Source organism: Olleya sediminilitoris (genome assembly GCF_016785945.1).
GTDB classification, from domain to species: Bacteria; Bacteroidota; Bacteroidia; order Flavobacteriales; family Flavobacteriaceae; genus Olleya; species Olleya sediminilitoris.
Window position 1 is genome coordinate 235,905 of record NZ_JAEMEF010000001.1, and the last position, 18,298, is coordinate 254,202.

At 31.4% G+C, this 18,298-nt stretch carries 14 protein-coding genes and 1 tRNA gene; 12 read left to right on the plus strand and 3 right to left on the minus strand.

The annotated features are described in order from the left end of the window. Window positions 1-42 precede the first annotated feature (42 nt). Complete coding sequence (locus JAO71_RS01025; protein ID WP_202998474.1) at window positions 43-3,432, plus strand: DUF7933 domain-containing protein; 3,390 nt, start codon at window positions 43-45, stop codon at window positions 3,430-3,432. Here the strand turns inward: JAO71_RS01025 and JAO71_RS01030 are convergent. Together JAO71_RS01030 and JAO71_RS01035 are read right to left on the minus strand one after the other, a co-directional pair. Further along, a complete protein-coding gene (locus JAO71_RS01030; RefSeq protein WP_116823693.1) occupies window positions 3,421-3,801 on the minus strand; it encodes a DoxX family protein in 381 nt (126 codons plus the stop codon). The genes JAO71_RS01025 and JAO71_RS01030 overlap by 12 nt on opposite strands. 28 nt (window positions 3,802-3,829) lie before the next feature. Further along, the gene (locus JAO71_RS01035; protein WP_028607192.1) at window positions 3,830-4,561 is read right to left on the minus strand and encodes a hypothetical protein; all 732 of its coding nucleotides are present in this window, start codon (window positions 4,559-4,561) and stop codon (window positions 3,830-3,832) included. Window positions 4,562-4,682: 121 nt separating this feature from the next. Between JAO71_RS01035 and JAO71_RS01040 the strand changes: the two genes are divergently transcribed. The 7 genes from JAO71_RS01040 (at window position 4,683) to JAO71_RS01070 (ending at window position 12,673) form a co-directional block, all read left to right on the plus strand. Beyond that, window positions 4,683-5,330, plus strand: coding sequence for a thymidine kinase (locus JAO71_RS01040; protein WP_028288961.1), 648 nt, complete (start codon window positions 4,683-4,685; stop codon window positions 5,328-5,330). Next, window positions 5,323-6,429, plus strand: coding sequence for an alanine racemase (alr, locus tag JAO71_RS01045; RefSeq protein ID WP_202998475.1), 1,107 nt, complete (start codon window positions 5,323-5,325; stop codon window positions 6,427-6,429). The genes JAO71_RS01040 and alr overlap by 8 nt, the downstream gene beginning before the upstream one ends. A gap of 96 nt (window positions 6,430-6,525) precedes the next feature. Beyond that, window positions 6,526-6,927, plus strand: a complete 402-nt coding sequence (gene mscL / locus JAO71_RS01050) for a large conductance mechanosensitive channel protein MscL (RefSeq protein ID WP_054852399.1) — start codon at window positions 6,526-6,528, stop codon at window positions 6,925-6,927. A 148-nt stretch (window positions 6,928-7,075) separates the two neighbouring features. Next, window positions 7,076-8,065, plus strand: coding sequence for an aspartate-semialdehyde dehydrogenase (locus tag JAO71_RS01055; RefSeq protein ID WP_054852398.1), 990 nt, complete (start codon window positions 7,076-7,078; stop codon window positions 8,063-8,065). Window positions 8,066-8,166: 101 nt separating this feature from the next. After that, window positions 8,167-10,341, plus strand: coding sequence for a prolyl oligopeptidase family serine peptidase (locus JAO71_RS01060; protein ID WP_202998476.1), 2,175 nt, complete (start codon window positions 8,167-8,169; stop codon window positions 10,339-10,341). 96 nt (window positions 10,342-10,437) lie between these two features. Beyond that, window positions 10,438-11,694 carry a hypothetical protein gene (locus tag JAO71_RS01065; RefSeq protein WP_116823698.1) on the plus strand — a complete coding sequence of 419 codons (1,257 nt, stop codon included), beginning with the start codon at window positions 10,438-10,440 and terminating at the stop codon, window positions 11,692-11,694. A 67-nt stretch (window positions 11,695-11,761) separates the two neighbouring features. Beyond that, on the plus strand, window positions 11,762-12,673 hold the full coding sequence (locus tag JAO71_RS01070) for an ABC transporter ATP-binding protein (protein WP_202998477.1): 912 nt from the start codon (window positions 11,762-11,764) through the stop codon (window positions 12,671-12,673). A 76-nt stretch (window positions 12,674-12,749) separates the two neighbouring features. Here JAO71_RS01070 and JAO71_RS15930 read toward each other — a convergent pair whose 3' ends face one another. Continuing rightward, complete coding sequence (locus JAO71_RS15930) at window positions 12,750-14,471, minus strand: WYL domain-containing protein (RefSeq protein ID WP_202998478.1); 1,722 nt, start codon at window positions 14,469-14,471, stop codon at window positions 12,750-12,752. 503 nt (window positions 14,472-14,974) lie between these two features. Here JAO71_RS15930 and prfH point away from each other — a divergent pair. The 4 genes from prfH (at window position 14,975) to JAO71_RS01095 (ending at window position 18,252) form a co-directional block, all read left to right on the plus strand. Further along, window positions 14,975-15,670, plus strand: a complete 696-nt coding sequence (gene prfH, locus JAO71_RS01080) for a peptide chain release factor H (RefSeq protein WP_116824526.1) — start codon at window positions 14,975-14,977, stop codon at window positions 15,668-15,670. A gap of 5 nt (window positions 15,671-15,675) precedes the next feature. Beyond that, window positions 15,676-16,227 carry a hypothetical protein gene (locus tag JAO71_RS01085; protein WP_116823701.1) on the plus strand — a complete coding sequence of 184 codons (552 nt, stop codon included), beginning with the start codon at window positions 15,676-15,678 and terminating at the stop codon, window positions 16,225-16,227. 149 nt (window positions 16,228-16,376) lie between these two features. After that, window positions 16,377-16,459, plus strand: a tRNA-Tyr gene (locus tag JAO71_RS01090). 692 nt (window positions 16,460-17,151) lie between these two features. Then, entirely contained in the window at window positions 17,152-18,252 is a 1,101-nt protein-coding gene (locus tag JAO71_RS01095; RefSeq protein ID WP_202998479.1) for a slipin family protein, read from the plus strand. Window positions 18,253-18,298 lie beyond the last annotated feature (46 nt).

An 18,298-nucleotide genomic window follows, 5' to 3' on the forward strand; every position in this document is an offset into this window, starting at 1 on the left:
ACCTTTTGCTAAATTAGACATCTATTAATTAACCAAACAAAAATGAAAAACTCGCTATTCTTCATCTTTTTATTAATATCTAATTTTTTATCTCAAGCACAAAGCACAGATTTATCTATTGTGGTTGAGGCTCAAGATTTATCAGGTAACGCTCTGTCTCAGGCTAATATCTATCAAGAGTTTCAATATATAATTACTGTTTTTAATTCTGGTAGTAATGTTAGCAATGCTACGTTTAATCAAATAATTGATAATAGCGTTGCCATACAAAGCTATACTAGCATAAATCAGACTGGTGGAGCAAGTCCAATAAATCCAATAACTTTAACCGGAAATACTATTGATGCAACTATTGCTAGTTTACCTTCTAATAGTAGTGTAGCTTTAAAAGTAATTGTGAGAGCACCTTTAGGTTCTGGTGGTATTGCGACTAATGTTAATGTTTTTCCGCCTGACGGAACAACAGACAGTGATACGTCTAATAATACTTCTATTATATCTATTGATATTGTTGAAATCCCTATAGATTTTACAGTTACTTACAACCAAATTAATCCAACTGCTGGAAACAGTATTAATAACTGGAACGAATCTATAACCTACCAATTTACTATCACTAATAATAGCAGTGTAAGCTACCCTTTGATGGGTTTTAAAAATATATTTACCAATAATCTGAGTACATTTTATGGTTACCCATACTTACAACTTTTAAGTGTTGATTGTACTTCTGCTTCTAACGGAATGAATTGTATTGATACCTCAAACCTAAATGGTAATCCAACTTATCTATCTTCATCTTTAGAATTATTTAATTACACCTCAGCAATCGAGTTTTTACCTGGAGGATCTATGGTTTTTGAAATGGAAGTTTTATTTCTGGACCCTTATTGCGCTACCATATTGTCTGATTTAGATTTGTCTAGTTTTGTTGAATTAACTTTAAGTCCCTCTGACATCAACCAATCACCTAATCAATCTAACAGTATAAACAATATTTTACTAGAATCTTTTATATGTCCTGAAGCAGATTTATGTATTTCTACAGTACAAACTAATCCGGACGCTACTCAAGAAGTTAGCTGGAATGAAGAAGTTACTTTTGTTACTGATGTTTGTAATATGGGTCCAGAGGATGCGTATATGCGTTTCTTTTTACAAAATTTAACTTCAGATGTAAATTGGCAAATCCAATCTATTACTTGTAATAGCACTACTGGCATGATTTCTTGTACTGACTTTACACTTAGTGATCAAAATTCTTTCTGGGAAAGTAGTGAGTTTATACTACCTGCTAACTCTACTATAACGGTTACTACAGTTGCAATATTTTTAGAACCAGACTCTTGTACTCCTACAACAGAAGACTACACCAATGTGCATATTAGAAGTGGTGTAAATTTATTAGACAACAGTATTATAGACCCTAATATCACGAATGATTATGATAGTGATTTTGTTTTACTTCCTCCTTTACCTTTATGTGATGTAGAAGAATTTGCAGATTTATCAATTACTAAAACACAAGTTAACCCAGAATTACCTGCTGGTATAAATAATGACAATACTATTGAATGGGGAGAAGTAACCTATAATGTTGTTGCAACAAATAATAGTAATGAGGATACAATAATAGAGTTATCTGATTTTTTAAATGATGGATCACCAGGAACGTTGGTATCTGTTACTTGTTTAGAAACAACAGGAACTGCTTCTTGCTATACTATAGTTAATGAGAATGTTGGTGTTTTTATGGATGGTATTCCTGAAGATGGAGTTAATGATGTGTTTTGGCAAATTACTGCTGATGAAAATGTAACACTTCCTGCACAAAGCTCTATAACTTACCAAGTGGTTATAGATTGGGCTCCAGAATGCACAACAAATGATATTACTGTCAGAAACAACGCTACAATAGCTAGTGTTGACAACCCAAATGAAATTAATACAAGTGATAATACTGTTATGGTTGTTACCTACATGGCTCCTTGTATAGATATTTTAGTACAGACATATCCTGAGTTTACTTCAGTTGATGTGATTACTGCATTTAATTGGATTATAGATATTACCAACAGTAATTCTGGCTCAAGTGCTACTAATATCGATTTTGAAGATGTTTTAGGACCACAATTTACCATAAACGGATCACCAAGTTGCAACGTTACAGTAGGTACAGCAAGTTGCACACCAACGTTAACCGTTTCTGGTAATACTGTAAATGGAATTATACCTATTATGGAAGCAGGATCTACAATACAAATAGTTATACCTGTTTTAGCTCCAAGTTTTGGTGGTGCTTTTACCAATACTGCACAAGCTATAGGTAATAGTAATGAAAATAACGAGCTAACACCAGAAACCAATTTGTCTATTAGTAATATGCAAGTTATAGCTCCTACAGTACTTAAAACGTTTACTCCAGATCAAATTATTGTAGGACAAGAAAGCACCTTGACATTTACTGTTTTTAATGTTTCTGGTAATGCATCGCAATCCAATATAGCATTTACAGACAATCTACCTACAGGTATGACAATAGCTGGACCAGTTAATTGGTCAGAACAAAATGGCTGTTCAGCAACTTTTAATAGTAATTTAGGTGACACAAGTTTTAACGTTACTAATTTAACATTTCCTAATGGAGTTGAAAGCTGCACTTTTGAGGTTATTGTTACAACAAATACTGAAGGCGAATTTATAAACAACAGTACTAATTTTAGTGATTTAAATAATATAGATAGCGCTTTAGCTAATGCAACATTAACTGTATTAGAGGACAATACGGATGTTGACATACAGATATTAAAATCTGTAACACCATCTGAAGCCTCAATAGGAAATACAGTACAGTTTACTATTACTGCCACCAATTTAGGAACTACAAATGCAACAAATATTGAAATTTTAGAGATGCTTCCTTTAGGCTACGCGTTTATTTCTGCTCAGACAAGCATGGGTAGTTACAATAATATTGACAACTTATGGAGTCTAAGTAACTTGCTTCCTAATCAATCCGAAACTTTAACCTTAAATGCCCAAGTTGTGTCATCAAACGACTTATTAAATCAGGCTAGTTTAGTTAGTGTCTCAGAGGTAGATAGAGATGATAGTAATAATGAAGATCAAGCCGAAGTTAATGTTAACAACTGTTTAAATATACCAAGCGGTTTTTCACCAGGTAACGATGCAACAAATGACACCTTTAAAATCCCTTGTATTGAAGACTATCCTTATAGCAGTCTAAATATTTATAATAGATACGGAACATTAATATACCAAAATAACAACTACAATAATACCTGGAACGGAATGCCTAATTCTGGTCCTTTAAACCAAAATAGAAAACTACCCATAGGTACGTATTATTATGTTTTTACTGTAAAAGCAATAACCAAACCTTTTGTAGGATATGTGTATTTAAACTACTAATTTTTTATCACGCACTTCTTTACCTAAAAAATAAGAAATCAACACCAAAAATATTGTAAAAAACGACATACCAAACAAGCCATGTTGTGCTATATAATGTGCTACTGTAGCTAATACAACATCAAAGAAAAATCCAGCATAAGCCCATTCTGTTAACCATTTACTTTTTCGCCATAAAACCATAATAACACCTAAAATTTTAAGTATAGCTAATGGCATTACAAGGTAAGCAGGATAATTAAACGAGGTAAAAAAGCCCTCTACCATTTGTGTATTAAAAATATACATCTGTGCAGAGTATAAAAATATAACGCAAACTAAAATTGTAGATATCCAATATATAATGGATTTTATAGAGGTTTGTTTCATGTAGTAGTGGTATTAAAATACTAATTGATTATTCAAACCTAGAGGCAATAATAGACATAAAACGGATTTCATAATCCTCTTTTCCTATCCAGTTATTATATTCTGGTTTAACAACGTTATTTATTAAATTATTAGCTTCATCTAAAGAGGAGGATGTATTTAATTGTGATAACACTCGGTTATAATCGTCTGGTTCACCATCAAACAAATGTTTTATAAACGCTAATTTATCATTTAACCCAATATTTAATCCTGACTTGAGTTTATCATTTAAACTCTTTTTTTCATCAGTCAAAGATTTTAAAACTGGTTCAAATACAGGAGTATCTCCAAAACTTGAAGTAATGTCTTCAAAATCATTTTTTTCAAATTCTTTTTTAGGAATAACCGATTCAATTAATGAATCTACTTGATGGGTTTCCTCAGGCATTTGCGCAACCATATCTTTAATTTTCTCCATTAATGGCTCTGTAATTTCTTTGTCTTCATCTTCATCTAAATGGATATAAGTTTTATTATCTACTTCAATATTATCACTGATTTTGTTATTAAATGCAGAATCTAACATATCAAAAAACGAAGAGTCATTACCAATTGTTGGTAAAGTATCGTCTAGATTTTCGCTAGCAAATTTTAAAACAGTTAGTTTTTCATATAAAGCAGCAACCTCAGCATGCATTTTGTTAACATCATCTTTACCTCCTAGTTTTAGAATCCTATGAGCAATACTCATTAATTCTGCTTCCAATTTCTTCTTCATGGTTTTATTTTTTTTATATTTTTTTTCAATTTATTGCAAGTTGGCCTTTTGATTTTTAATAAATTTGACCCACCTTTATACAAAACGTGAATGCTTTACGTTTTAGTGCTAAATTTACAAAATGTTTCTCGAAAATACAGTAAATCAAAAAGAACAATTTGGATGGATTGAAGTCATCTGTGGATCAATGTTTTCTGGTAAAACTGAAGAGTTAATCCGTAGGCTTAAGCGTGCCCAATTTGCAAAACAAAAAGTAGAAATCTTTAAACCTGCAATTGATGTGCGTTATGATGAAGAGATGGTGGTATCACACGACTCTAACGAAATTAGATCCACACCTGTACCTGCTGCTGCTAATATACCAATATTAGCCGATGGTTGCGATGTTGTTGGTATAGACGAAGCACAATTTTTTGATGACGAGATTGTTAGAATATGTAATGACCTTGCAAATAAAGGCATAAGGGTTATTGTTGCTGGATTAGATATGGACTTTAAAGGTAATCCATTTGGTCCAATGCCAAACTTAATGGCTACTGCAGAATATGTTACAAAAGTACACGCTGTATGTACCAGAACTGGTAATCTTGCACAATATAGCTTCAGAAAATCTGCTAATGACAGCCTAGTATTATTAGGCGAAACTGATGAGTACGAACCTTTAAGCAGAGCTGCTTATTACAAAGCAACAATGCGAGAAAAAATTAAAAATATTAATGTTGAAGATCCTCAACAAATAGATACAAATCCAGAAGCATCTAATGGATAACGTCCAAGAAACCATTCTAGAAATAGACTTAAAAGCATTAAAACATAACTTTAAGCATTTAAAATCTAGACTACATAATAACACCAAGTTTTTAGCAGTAGTCAAAGCCTTTGCTTATGGTAGTGATGCTGCTGAGGTAGCAAAATATCTTGAACAATTAAACATAGACTATTTTGCTGTAGCCTACACCTATGAAGGTGTTGCTTTGCGTGATGCAGGTATCACAACACCAATTTTAGTATTACATCCTCAACCTGTAAGTTTTGATGACATTATTAAACGATGTTTAGAACCTAGCATATATTCTCAACGTGTTTTAGATTTATTTATCGCTTCCGCAGAAATCCATAAACAACATAACTATCCTGTTCATTTAAAATTTAACACAGGTTTAAACAGACTAGGGTTTGGGCAAAAAGACATACCAAAAATAGCAGAAGCTTTATCTAAAACCGAAGCGATTAAAGTCACTAGCTTATTTTCTCATTTAGCCGAAAGTGAAGTACTTGATGATACAGATTTTACAAAATCACAAATTGAAAGCTTCACTAAAATTTATAAAGATGTTTATGCAACTTTAAGCTATAAACCATTTTTACACATTTGTAATACTTCCGGAATTATAAATTATCCAGAAGCACATTTTGACATGGTAAGAAGTGGGATTGGGTTAAACGGTTATGGAAACGACCCAGAAGTTAACAAACACCTAAAACCTATAGCTGCATTAAAAACAAACATTTCTCAAATTCATCATATAAAAAAAGGTAAAAGTTTAGGTTATAACAGAGCCTTTATCGCTCAAGAAGACACCAGGACAGCAACCCTACCATTAGGTCATGCAGACGGAATTAAAAGACAATATGGAAACAAAAAGGGCTTTGTTACCATAAATAATCAAAAGGCTTTTATACTAGGTAATGTTTGTATGGACATGATAATGGTTGATGTTACTAATATTAAATGTAAAGAAGGAGATCAAGCAATTATTTTTGACGACAAACATACTGCCGAGGATTTAGCAGGACAAGTCAACTCCATTTCATACGAATTACTTACAGCTGTATCTCAACGAGTAAAACGTGTCATACGTCGATAACAATTTGTTAGTCGACCAATGATTTTACTTGTTTTGTTAAAATTTTAACTAAATTGGAAGTAATTAATATTAACTAACAATTTAAATTTTAAAATTATGCTTAAAGAATTTAAGAATTTTATCATGACAGGAAACGTAATTGAATTTGCGGTTGCTGTAATTATGGCTGGAGCCTTAGGACAAGTAATTAATGGATTTGTAAATAACATTGCAATGCCATTTGTAGGTCACTTTGCAGGAGGTATTGATTTTGCAGCAAAAAAACTTGTACTTGATGAAGCTGTAGTAGATGCTGCTGGTGTAGTTACAAAACCAGAAAATGCAATCATGTATGGTACTTGGATTAACACAATTATTAACTTATTAATTGTAGGATTTATAATGTTTTTAATTGTTAAAGCTTACAATAAAACTAAAAAGCCAGTTGAACCAGCTGCACCTGCAGGACCAACTGACAACCAATTATTAATGGAAATTAGAGATGCTTTAAAAAAGTAATCTAAATTTTATTATTATCACTAAAAACCGATTTTTGATTAAAAATCGGTTTTTTTATGTCTTTTTTTTACGAAAAAATTAAGACTTTTTATATTTTTAAATACTCTAAATACGCTAATTTTAACCTTTAATTTAATTAGTATTTAAAATGAGAGTAGCAGTAGTTGGAGCAACCGGAATGGTTGGCGAAGTAATGCGTAAAGTATTAGAAGAAAGACAGTTTCCTATAACAGAATTTATTCCTGTAGCGTCAGAACGCTCAGTAGGAAAATCCATTGCGTTTAACGGTAAAGATTACACCATAGTAAGCTTAAAAGATGCAGTAAATGCCAAACCTGATATTGCTTTATTTTCTGCAGGTGGAAGTACATCTTTAGAATGGGCTCCAAAATTTGCAGAAGTTGGAACCACTGTAATTGATAATTCTTCGGCTTGGAGAATGGACGAAAACAAAAAATTAGTTGTTCCAGAAATTAATGCTAATCAGTTAACAAAAGACGACAAGATTATTGCTAACCCAAACTGCTCTACCATTCAAATGGTAATGTGCTTAGCTCCTCTTCATGAAAAATATAAAATTAAACGTATTGTAGTTTCTACATATCAATCTATTTCTGGTACAGGTGTTAAAGCTGTTCAGCAATTAGAAAACGAATTAGCTGGTGTTGATGGTGAAATGGCTTACCACTACCCAATCTTTAAAAATGCAATTCCACATTGTGATGTTTTTGAAGACAATGGTTATACCAAAGAGGAATTAAAACTGGTCAATGAAACCAGAAAAATATTAAACGATAATACTATTGCTGTTACAGCAACAGCTGTTAGAATACCTACAGCTGGAGGTCATAGTGAGTCTGTAAATATTGCTTTTGAAAACGATTATGATTTGACAGAAGTAAGAGAATTACTAAGTCAAACAGATGGTGTTGTAGTACAAGACAATGTAGACGTAAACACCTATCCAATGCCACTTTATGCCAATGGTAAAGACGAGGTTTTTGTAGGTCGTATTAGACGTGATTTATCTCAAGAAAACTCAATTAACATGTGGATTGTTAGTGACAATTTACGTAAAGGTGCTGCTACAAATACAGTACAAATAGCCGAATATTTAGTTAAAAATAAATTAGTGTAAACACTACACATATTTTCTGTAATTTATTAAAAAGCGTTTGTTTTAGTTAACAAACGCTTTTTTGTTTAAATTTATGATCACAACCAAAACGTATTTTAAAAATGAAAAAAATAGCACTTGGCTTATTAACATTGTCCATAATTATGTCCTGTAAAGAAGAACAAAAACCACAAAAACAAACCAAAAGAGATATAGTTGTAAACTACCCTACTACAAACAAAGTAGATACTGTTACTAATTATTTTGGTACAGACGTAAAAGATCCTTACAGATGGCTAGAGGACGACAGAAGTCCAGAAACTGAAGCTTGGGTAAAAGCAGAAAACAAAGCAACACAAGACTACCTAAAAAACATTCCGTACAGAAAAGAATTAAAACAACGCCTTGAAAAGCTATGGAATTACGAAAAAATAGGAGCTCCTTTTAAAGAAGGAGACTACACTTATTTTTACAAAAATAACGGACTACAAAACCAATATGTAATTTATAGATACAAAACAGGCGAAGACCCAAGTAACGCAACAGTATTTTTAGATCCAAACACATTTAAAGAAGACGGAACTATTTCTTTAGGAGGTACAAGTTTTTCTAAAAACGGAAAGATTTTAGCGTATTCAATCTCTGAAGGAGGAAGTGATTGGCGTAAAATTTTAGTAATGGATGTTGAGTCAAAACAAATTATTGAAGACACTTTAGTAGATATTAAATTTAGCGGAATGTCTTGGTACAAAAACGAAGGTTTTTACTACTCAAGCTATGACAAACCAAAAGGGAGTGAATTATCTGCAAAAACAGATCAACACAAAGTATATTACCATAAACTAGGGACTCCTCAAAAAGAAGATCAATTAATTTATGGTGGTACAGAAGATGAAAAACATAGATACATTTATGGAAGTGTTACTGAAGATGACAAATATTTAATTATTTCTCCTAGAGTTTCAACCTCTGGAAACAAATTATTAATTAAAGATTTAACACAACCCAATAGTAGCTTTAAAACAATTCTTAATCATACAGATAGTGACACTTACATTATCGAAAACGAAGATAGTAAGCTATTTATAGTAACAAATTTAGAGGCTCCAAACCAGAAAATAGTAACTGTTGACGCTGCAAACCCAACTCCAGAACATTGGGTAGATTTTATACCAGAAACTAAAAATGTTTTAAGTCCGTCTACTGCTGGTGGATACTTTTTTACAGAATATATGATTGATGCAGTATCAAAAGTAATGCAGTATGATATGACAGGAAAATTAATAAGAGAAGTTAATTTACCTGGTATTGGTAGCGCTGGAGGTTTTAGTGCTAAAAAAGAAGACACTAGTTTATACTACTCATTTACCAATTACGTTACTCCTGGAAGCATTTATAAATATAATATTAAAGAAGGCTCATCAGAATTATACCGTAAACCAGACATAGATTTTAATCCAGAAAATTACGAAAGCAAACAAGTATTTTATGCTTCAAAAGATGGAACAAAAGTACCAATGATTATTACACATAAAAAAGGTTTAGAACTTGACGGAAAAAATCCAACAATTCTTTATGGATATGGTGGGTTTAACGTTAGTCTAACACCAAGTTTCAGTATTGCTAATGCTGTTTGGATGGAACAAGGTGGTATATACGCAGTGCCAAATCTTCGTGGTGGCGGAGAATATGGAAAGGCTTGGCATGATGCAGGAACTCAATTAAAAAAACAAAACGTTTTTGACGATTTTATTGCTGCTGCAGAATTTCTTATTGATAACAAATATACTTCTTCAGACTTTTTAGCTATTAGAGGAGGATCAAATGGTGGTTTATTGGTTGGTGCAACCATGACACAACGTCCAGATTTAATGAAGGTAGCAATACCTGCTGTAGGTGTTTTAGATATGCTACGCTATCATACATTTACCGCTGGAGCAGGTTGGGCTTATGACTATGGTACAGCAGAGGATAATAAAGAAATGTTTGACTACTTAAAAGGTTACTCTCCTGTACACAATGTAAAAAAGGGTGTGCAATATCCTGCAACTATGGTCACCACTAGTGACCATGATGACAGAGTAGTACCTGCGCATAGTTTTAAGTTTGCAGCAGAATTACAAGCTAAACAAACAGGAACAAACCCAACGTTAATTAGAATTGAAACTGATGCTGGTCATGGTGCAGGAACACCTGTTAGTAAAACCATAGAGCAGTATGCAGATATTTATGGTTTTACTTTATATAACATGGGATTTGATGTTCTTCCAACAGAAATTGAAGAATTTAAAGACTAATAACCAATACATTAATAAAAAAAGGTGACTAATATTTTCTATTTGTCACCTTTTTTTATATTTGTTAAACCTTAACTAACCCAAATAATAATACTGATGAAAAAAACCATCCTACTGGTCTGTTTCGCAATTACATGTTTAAACATCAAAGCACAAAAAGCAGATGTAAAAACAAAAGAAATTAAAGCTACTTTTGAACAGCCAGAATTTCTTAAAAACATTAAAACTTACAGTTATACTATACAAGATGATGGTACCTACTGGAACTACACACCCACAGCACAAAACCCAACGTTAGCATCAAATACTGATGGTATAAATCTTAGTGGATTAGAACGTGTAAAAGATAGTGCTGACTTACAAATTGTTGTTGGTTTTTCAGGAAATCAATTAAAAACCAGTCCTGCTTTATACGTTTTACAAGGTACTTACCACATTATGGTACTAAATAAGGATAACAAATTATTGTTAACCATAGAAGAATCTGTTGAAAAAAATGTTAATGCAGGAGACAATAGATACAGCATAACAAACCGAGACTCTAGAAACATAACTAAAGCCCTTATTGTAACAGAACATGTAGAAAAACTTTTAAAGGAATACGAACATTTATTTTCAGGTACTGCAGATTTAAAAGTTCCTTTTGGATTATTCAAAAAAACAAAAGGTGGTATAGCAGAAAGTTTTAATGAAACTTCAAAACCGTTAATAGACTCAATCATTTCAAACAGTAATAATATTGAAAATATAGATAAAGCCATTACTTATTGGACAGAGCAATTAGAAGTAGATTTTGGAAAAAAAGTAAAAGACAAAATTAAAAACCGAGTAATTTATGCCAACTTAACGTCGGCTAATTTACTTAAAAAAGATTTAGATGCTGCTCTAACTAATTTTGAACTTGTTAAGGAAAACACAGGCTTTTTTGACACTTGGACTTCTAGTTACAAAACCATTTTTAATCGTTTTGAAAGCTTTAAAGCAATAGGCAATCCTGATAAGCTTACAACCATTAAGCTTACACCTACAAGCACATACCTTATAACACTTCCTGCAGGTAAATACACCTACAAAAGTAGAGAGGCAATTGATTATCATAAAATTGAAATTGAAAATTTTGTACCTAACGTAAAATCTGGAATAGCGTCTTTAGACTCAAAAGTAAAACCAAAAATTTACGTCTATGAAAACGAAACAAAAAAAATTCGTCATTTTGGAGATGGAAACAATACCATCGTTACAAATGAGGGTGAAGAAATTGTCTTTAAATTGCACAAAGGTGAATACAAAGCTTGTACCAAACAGGATGATGGTACTTATAAAATCTATAACAGAAATACTATTATAAAATAGTATACTCTTTTTAAAAATTAAAAACCGCTCAAGTTAATGAGCGGTTTTTTTATGTTATTTTTGTTATATGCTTCAAGTAAAAAATCTTTCATTTTCATTTAAAAAAACTCCTGTTTTAATAGGTATTGATTTTACTGTAAAACAAGGTGAAAACGTCGCTATTATTGGCGAAAGTGGCTCAGGAAAAAGCACTTTATTAAATCTTATTTATGGCGAATTTGATTTAGAACAAGGTGAAATATTCTGGAATGATCATCAAATTTTGGGACCAAAATATAACTTAGTTGTTGGTTACGAATTTATGAAATATGTCTCACAAGAATTTGACTTAATGCCTTTTATTACTGTAGAAGAAAATATAGGCAAACATCTTTCTAACTTTTTTCCTGAAGAAAAAAAAGCTCGTACTACAGAATTATTGGAAGTTGTAGAGCTAACAGAATTAGCAAAAACCAAAGTAAAAACCCTGAGTGGAGGACAAAAACAACGTGTTGCTTTAGCACGCGCTTTAGCTAAACAACCAGAAATTATTTTATTAGACGAGCCCTTTAGTCATATTGATAATTTCCAGAAACAATCTTTACGCAGAAATGTGTTTAAATATCTTAAAGATAAAAATATTACTTGCCTTGTTGCAACACATGACAAAGAGGACGTTTTGGGTTATGCAGATAGAATGATTGTTTTAAACAATCACAAAATAGCTGTTAACAACAGTCCTGAACAATTATTTTTAAATCCCGAAACACCTTTAATTGCTTCCTTTTTTGGAGAATTTAATATAATAGACAATACTATTGTTTATGCACACCAATTGAAAATTGTTGAGCAATCAAATTTAAAAGCAACAGTTATTGAAAACTATTTTAAAGGCAGTTATTACTTGGTTGAAGCCTACTTGAACGACGATATTGTGTTTTTTGAATCAAAACACAAACAAGCATTAAACAAAATAATTAATCTTGAGGTTTGTAAATAAGGTCAATCACCTCAACAACAGACGTGTAAAAACACAGTTAAATCTCAATAAGGGAAACCTTGAAATAAATGAATAATTAAAAATCTTCACGCTCAGCATATTCTAACCCCTCAGGTAATTCGATTGAAGAAAATTCTAAATGTAAAACCCGTCTTGATTTCTGAGAGGTTGTTCTTGATGAAGCGTGTAATAAAAAAGGTTTCATTAATTGAACACCTCCTGAATTAACTTCACTTAACAAAGGAATTGAATTATTAGAAATCAATTTGATTTCTTCATCAGTCAATCGTTTATTATGTGATCCAGGAATCACTTTTAAAGCACCATTTTTAACCGTAACATCATCTAAATGTATACGCATTGCAAACGTATTTTTAGATATTTTTTCAGGAGGACACACACTAACAACACCTTGTTTATTAGTCCAAGACTTAAAACCATCTACCTCTTTTTTTTCTAAAACATTTATCGGAACATCTTGATGCCAGTTTACATACCAATTGTCATTAGTGGATTTATCAAAATAGATTGCTTTTGTTAAAAATGCCTGTTTATCAATGGACTTAATTACTTTTTTAAAATTTTTATTAAATAAAATAGCTTTTATTTCTGGTATCTTTTTAAGCACCTCACGCATTCCAAAAGAGGCTTCGTCATTAAACTTAAAATAAGCATCAAATTTTGCCTTTAATTTTCTAATGTCTCTTTTTGTATATACATGATTTAAAATTCCAAAACCTTTATATTCTAAACGTCTTGCAATAGTCCGTAAATTTTTGTCGCTAATTTCAGTTTCATAAGCATCAACAGCATCATATAACCGTTCTTTTATATTTCGTTTTAAACGTTCTGGAGCCAAAACTTTGATACCTTCACCTAAACCTAAAATATCTTTTTCTAACTCAAAATTTAACTGAACCATTAATGATATTGTGACACCATAATTATCACGACTAATTTCTTTTTGCGAGTGATGTAAAGGTTTTGTCAACACATAAGGCGCTTGCTTATGGGTAACATAAAGCAATACAGTTTCAGGTTTTAAATTTGGACTAACCGACACTCCAATAGCATTATTATAATATGTTTCAGAGTTAAAATTAGTGTCTAAAACAAATTTAACATCGCTTTTATCGACAGACAAAATTCGGTCTAAAGCCAAATTCATAATACCTTCATTTTTATTTCGTCTACCAATAACAAACCATCTATTTCTAAACTCTTTTAACAAATAAGGATAAAAAATAAACGTGCTTTCACTTCTAGCTTTAAAAGATTGATATGTAATATTTATTGTTTGTTTTTTTTGGATAAATTGATACAGTGTATCCAAAAACTCTAAGCCTTTTAAATTTTCATTTTTTTCAAAATCAATTAATGATTTTTCATGTGTCTTTTGTGTATAAACATGATCTTCTAACTTTTGAACCATACTACCCAATTCATTAAAATGAGAAAACCCTTGAAATTGTTTTAAAAACGAAACTGCTTCAGATAGCTTATCCAAATCATGGTTAGAAATTGGACTGTTTGTAATACTGTAATTAACATCTTCATACTTATAATATTTTCTGTTATAAACCACAATTGGTGCATTGTAACCTAATTTATCACTACGCATCATTTGTAAATCCAATTGCACTGTACGTTTACTAACATCTACATCTTTGCCTTCATAGTCATATAACGCATCAGAAACAGCTTCAATTAAATCATTAAGTGTCCATTGTTTAAATGTATTTTGAAGACATTTATCAATGGTTTTATATCTAATTAAAGCATTTTTATTAACTGCCATTTTAAAAAATATTTGCTCTAATTTATGACAAAATATTTATTACGCAAAGTTATTGCGTAAACAAGAAACACCTTCAACATCTAATTTTAAACAAAAAATTGTTGCTTTTTTCAAAAAAATATAATACTTCGTATTATGAGGCTAAATTTTAACCACTTAGAAAAATAAATTTGGAAAATTCGAAAATAAATGTAGATATTTGCAACGCATTTCAACCAAAACTAAGTTGAATTAAAAAATTAGAAACTATGAGTTTATTTATAACATATCAAAACGATCCAAAAGGAATTCTTCCTTTTGTGACGCTTCGTGATTATCGTTAGATAAACTTTTCAATTTTATAAATGAAACATCCGAAGCAACTTAAAAACTGTTTCGGATGTTTTGTTTTCCAGTATTAGCAAACCTGCTAAGCACATTTCCAAAATAGTAAAACACAAACTGAATTGTATTTAGCATGCCAATAACGCATGCTTATATCCATCTCAGAAAATAATATTACAATGAAAACTAAAATAATACAAATCACCTCTGGTCGTGGACCAGCTGAGTGTTGTTGGGTTGTAGCGCAAGTATTAAAACACTTTATAGCTGACTTAAAACACAATAACATTAATTATAAAATAATACAAAGAGAAAAAGGTACTGAAAACTTGACGCTTCAATCCGTCACAATTCAATTACAGGCAGAATCCCTAGATCGGTTTTTAAGCCAATGGATTGGAACAATACAATGGGTTGGCGTGTCAGCTTTTAGACCACAACACAAACGTAAAAACTGGTTTATAGCAATGTACTTAATAAATCAGGATCAAGAGTTTAAAATTAATGACAATGACATTATTTATCAAGCCACAAAAAGCTCTGGACCTGGAGGACAACATGTAAACAAAGTAAGCTCTGCAATAAGAGCCATTCATATACCAACTAAAACACAAGTGTTAGTTATGGATAGTCGCTCTCAGCATCAAAACAAAAAAATTGCAAAAATACGCTTACATGAAAAAATAAATCAAATGCAGTTAGACCAATTAAAATCTAATACTAAAAACCAATGGGAAAACCACTTAAATATAGAAAGAGGAAACCCAATACAAATTTTTAAAGGCTCTGATTTTAAAAAAAATACAATTTTAAAAACATTTAAAAAACAACGCAATACCTTAAAAAAAGAATTGCGAAACGAATTAAACAACTAAAAATAATGGACACTAATTTGTTAAATAATTACGTGCTTAAAGCCATAGACGCTTATCCATATGAGCTAGAAGAAACCGTAGAGAATCTAAATTATGCCTTGTCATACCAAAGTAATAACGCTTATGCGTTGTACTTAATGGCACGTTTGCAAGCAGAACAATTTGGTGACTACACAATGGCTAAGCAATATTATGCTGAAGCTTTAGCTTGTAAAATGGACTTTCAGAAAGTCTATCCAAGATACATACAAGTCCTTTTGGATAATGAAGATTTTAATGAAGCCCAGAAACTAATAGATTTTGCTTTAACAGTTAAAGGTATTGACAAAGGAAGTATTTGGTGCAAACAAGGTCAGCTTTATGAAATAAAGTTAAAGCATAAAAAAGCTATTAAAGCACTTAAAACAGCAAAACAATTTGGATTTAATAACGATTTTATTAGCTATATAGACACAGAGATATCAAGAAATAAAAGCAAGATAAAATCTAATAAGAAGCCCTCAAAAAGCAAAACAAAGAAAAAAAAGTGCTGTAATAAGAAGAAAAAACAAAAGTAATTTTAAGTACGCAAAAACATTGCGCAATACTGTATAATATTTGCAGTGTAATTAAAAGGAAGTCTTTTGGAATCTGACTTTAAAAGTAACGCTCTGCTAGATAATGAAGCTAGCAGAGCTTAATAAAAGTTCTTTAAAATATTAAAACTGGAAGTATTGAGCAATTGGTTGGCTCGCCTGACTGTAAATCAGGTCTTTTATTAGCATGTAGGTTCGAGTCCTACTACTTCCACATCAAGTAAGTCTTGTTACGTGTTTCGATATAGCACTATTGTATAAATCCTTGCGGTTTCGCATCAGGTATTTATATCCAACTTGACTTGAAGGCTTTAAGGTTATTTGGCCAAATAAATAATCTCCTCTATGTACACAGGTTCGAATCCTGTCTTCCGTAACAGGAAGTAGCTAAGTCTGGTTAAGCAATAGACAATTTTGTAGGTTCGAGTCCTACCAAAACCAAATGGTTTTGTGGCGAAACGGTAAACGCACTGTATTTAGGTTACAGCAATTAGGATGGACTAAAAATCCATAATTCAACAAAGAAGGTCACTTAAAAAAATAGACCACCATTGTGTGTCTCACATAAAACGATAAAAAACAAAGTAAAGGACGACTAGCTTAAACACTTGTTGTTAAAGCAGTCTAGAAAACACCTTGAAATACAATTGTATTTTAAGACAATTTAGGTTTCCTTTTAAAGATTAACTTTTCATTAAATAGTTTGAAAATTTTTCAACTAAAAATGATAAATCATCTGCAAAACGCTACTTAAATCACTTTTAATCGCTTGTATTTCCGTAGTTAGAAAGATGGTTATCTTTTGCTTTGTTTTACCAAGAATAGTCATTTCAGCTAGACTGAAATTCTATTATAAATGTTTAATCATTCTGTAAAAATAAAACGCAGAATAAAAAATTAGAAATCATGAAGAGAGTAAGAATTCATGCAGGCAACGTAGGTTTGGTATTTAAAAATGGTGATTACAAACGTGTCATTACACAAGGTGCACATTGGTTAATGTTTAACGAAAGCGTAATAACATATAGCTTAACATCTGCTTTTAATGCACCAAAAGCATTGGATATCTTACTTAAAGATGATGCTTTGGCAAACAAGTTACATGTTATAGATATTGAAGACAATCAAATAGTATTGGTATATAGCAATAATAATTTTAAACATGTATTAACAGCTGGTCGTCATGCGTATTGGAAAGGAGTAATTGACTACAAATTTATTACGGTAGATTTTAACAATATTACCATTCCAAATACAATTGACAAAGCATTATACACCAATAATGCATTGCGACAATACATCAGAAGCTTTGAAGTTGCAGCACACGAAAAAGCTGTTATGATTGTAGATGATACGTTTGATAAAATTTTAGACCATGGTACATACCATTTCTGGAGAAACAATCAAACCATTAAAATTGCTAAAGCAGATTTACGTCAATTACAATTAGAAATTGCTGGTCAAGAGTTGTTAACCAAAGACAAAGCAACTGTACGTATTAATTTTTACGCACAATACAAAGTTACAGATATTGAAACTGCGTTAATGCGTAACAAAGATTACGAAAAACAATTGTACACTAATTTACAATTAGCATTAAGATCTTTTGTTGGCACTTATACTTTAGACGAGTTGTTAGACCAAAAAGACAATATTGCAAAAGCAGTATTAGAAGACGTAAAAACACAAGCTACCAAATTAGGTGTTAATGTGTTACACACAGGTATTAGAGATGTAATTTTACCAGGTGACATGAAAGATATTATGAACCAAGTATTAATAGCTCAGAAAAAAGCACAAGCTAATGTCGTAACAAGACGTGAAGAAACAGCTTCAACCAGAAGCTTATTAAATACTGCAAAATTAATGGAAGACAACACCATGTTGTTTAAGTTAAAAGAAATGGAATATGTAGAAAAAATTGCTGATAAAATTGGCGAAATTACAGTCGCTGGAAACGGTAATGTAATTGAGCAATTAAAAGATATTTTTTCTGTGAATAAGTAAGGTTATGGCGTAACCCAAACCAAAAAGGGTTTGGGTCGCGCTTTCC